This window comes from Pseudomonas californiensis (assembly GCF_021147775.1).
Classification (GTDB): domain Bacteria; phylum Pseudomonadota; class Gammaproteobacteria; order Pseudomonadales; family Pseudomonadaceae; genus Aquipseudomonas; species Aquipseudomonas californiensis.
The window spans coordinates 1-2,312 of sequence record NZ_JAGTPK010000099.1 but is presented as its reverse complement, the minus strand read 5'-3'; the positions used below and the strand labels follow the sequence as shown (position 1 = coordinate 2,312).

Annotated in this window: 1 protein-coding gene and 1 pseudogene; one reads left to right on the top strand and one right to left on the bottom strand. The window is 44.8% G+C overall.

Going from position 1 to position 2,312, the window contains the following annotated elements; all coding sequences use genetic code 11:
- Nucleotides 1-258 (top strand): annotated as a pseudogene (locus KDX37_RS29965) (hypothetical protein); the annotation flags it as partial.
- A gap of 134 nt (nt 259-392) precedes the next feature.
- Here KDX37_RS29965 and KDX37_RS28980 read toward each other — a convergent pair.
- The gene (locus tag KDX37_RS28980) at nt 393-1,919 is read right to left on the bottom strand and encodes a hypothetical protein (RefSeq protein ID WP_231656605.1); all 1,527 of its coding nucleotides are present in this window, start codon (nt 1,917-1,919) and stop codon (nt 393-395) included.
- Between the last annotated feature and the right edge of the window lie 393 nt (nt 1,920-2,312).

Below are 2,312 nucleotides of genomic sequence, written 5' to 3'. Positions count from 1 at the left end.
TCGGTGTCCGGATGCTTGTGGAATGAGTGTCCGGATCAGCGTGGAATCAGTGTCCGGATGTCGGTGGAATGGGTGTCCGGATGGTCATGGAATCCCCAGGCAGCAGAAAAGACAGCCGGCGTGCTTGCCAGGTCAAGCAGTACAAAAAAGCACAATGAGGAAATCATCGAGACCCAAGGTGGCAACTCCACACTGCTGAAGAAGTGGAAGGCTCAGTATGGCTCGGATGAAACAAACTTCAGGTTGGCTCACTTATAAGAAAGTGTGTTTAGCGGGACGATGAATTTTCGTCCCGCTACTACGTAGTTGAGTTGGGGTTTTTTCGCTTTCGTGAAATGCAGGCGGCTAGCGCAGTCTACATTCAACAAGCAGAGATTTTTTGTATGAGATATTTAGACGGCGCTGCTGGGCTTTGGGGTGTTGCACTGAAATATAAATACAACGATGGAGGTAGGCAGGTCGGCTTCCTCAAATTTCTTAGTAACAATCTTAATGCATGCCGTTATATTTGTAACTTTAGGCTCGCTCGTGGGTACGTCAAGGGCTAGAACGCAACCCAGGCGTGTAATTGCCGCGTATGCTGCCGCCTGGCTAGCCGGTTTGTAGGACTCGTCGACGATTTTGTCTATCAAGGCTCCTTTGTGGCCTTTTCTAACCTTGAGCTCAATTGGTACCTGCCCGAAAAGGATATCTACATTTCCGCCAAATCTTTCAGGTTTTTTCTGCACTTTGTCGTCGAATCGGTCGCGTAATTTTTCGTAGAGAAATGGAAGGAAGAAATCATCCTCCATGTTTTTATACCCTTTTTCTTCATTATCACGTCTCCAGGCAATTGCTTTACTCTTCAGGTAAGATGGCTCCTCGATACAATGTGATACCTGCTTAAGTGCCCAGGTGGAGAATTGAATAAAATCTTTTTCTAACTGTGGGTTTCCGTGAAAGCAGTAATTTTGTTGCAAGACTTTCGAGATTTTTTCATAGTTAACGATTTCTACTGTGCTCATGCGTTCGCGAGTTTCGTGAGGTAGCGAGCAGTAGTTTGCGCCAAATATATTATTGACTGCCGGTTTGTGTATGGAGAATTGAATGTCAATGTCTTGAAGGTTATTGGCGGAAGATTGTATTCTTATTTGCTGAATATCAAGTTCACCTTGTACGGCGAGAAGCAGTGGCAGAGCGGCCTTGGTGCCAGAACCTGATGTAAGGGGAGAGGGCATCATTGCGCTACCGCTCGGTAGATCGAGTTGCATCATTGCCTTTCGGAAGTTGAATTGACTTAGGAGGAAGCTGAATTTTGTTTCACCTGTTAATTCTGATCTTTTTTCAAGAAATGTCCGCAGGTATCCAAGCTGTTTGCTAGCAGATATGGCAGGTATAGAGAAGGCAATGGATTTAATTAGCTTGGAGTAGGATTCTTCGCCGAAGTAAACCTGGCTCAAAATGTTGTCTTTGAAATTTTTGATAAAATTGGCTTTTGTTATTGATACTTTGAATTTAGGTGTTCCGGTATGATCGATGCCAATTTTTTCGAATGAGTCAATTACCGGCTTGGTTCCGCACGAGTCACCATTTTTTAGATAGCCAAGTGTGCGTGTGAACCAAGAGCCAAAATGATCCTCATAGCTTACTGTGTTGAATTTTTGTACTGGCTTTTCCATTCCAAGCATCATATGAAAAAGGTTTTCTATATCTGAGGCTGTGGCACTCTTAGATGGTACCGAAATTTCATATTTTTCATGCTGGGGCGGGTTTATATCGAGGTAAAAAATATCGCTTAATTCTACCTCGATCTCTGTAGTTTCTTGGTCGGAGTCCATCTCTAATTTGCTAAGGATAACCGCGCTTAAAAAGTTTTCCCCAAAGTCGTCAAAGGTTAATTTGAAAACCTTTTTTTTATCATCGGAGCCGTAAATGTTCATGCTGCAACCTCCGTTTTGCTAAGCTACACTCAGTGTTTGGAATTTAGTAATATCTGATTTCATGTGGCTATTACTGCTAGGGAGGAATAGTAGTCGTTATCAATCTGCTTTGGTACTAGATCCAGCTTCGCTGCATACCTGAAAGCCCCGACTAGCAGGTTAGTGCTTCACATCGCATGGTGGTGAAGCCGGTCTTGGAGACTTGTGTCTGTCTGAATCGAAGCGATCTTGGAGGGTGTCGCAGATCTCAAACCTGTTGGTCGTCCACCCGCCGATTGGACTCGCCCCTACAAAACCGGACACCAACTCCCCGTTAAATTAATCCGACTGCCAAGCGCCTGAACTCCCTCGGCGAACGGTATTTCAAAGCGCTGTGCGGATGCTGCTCGTTGT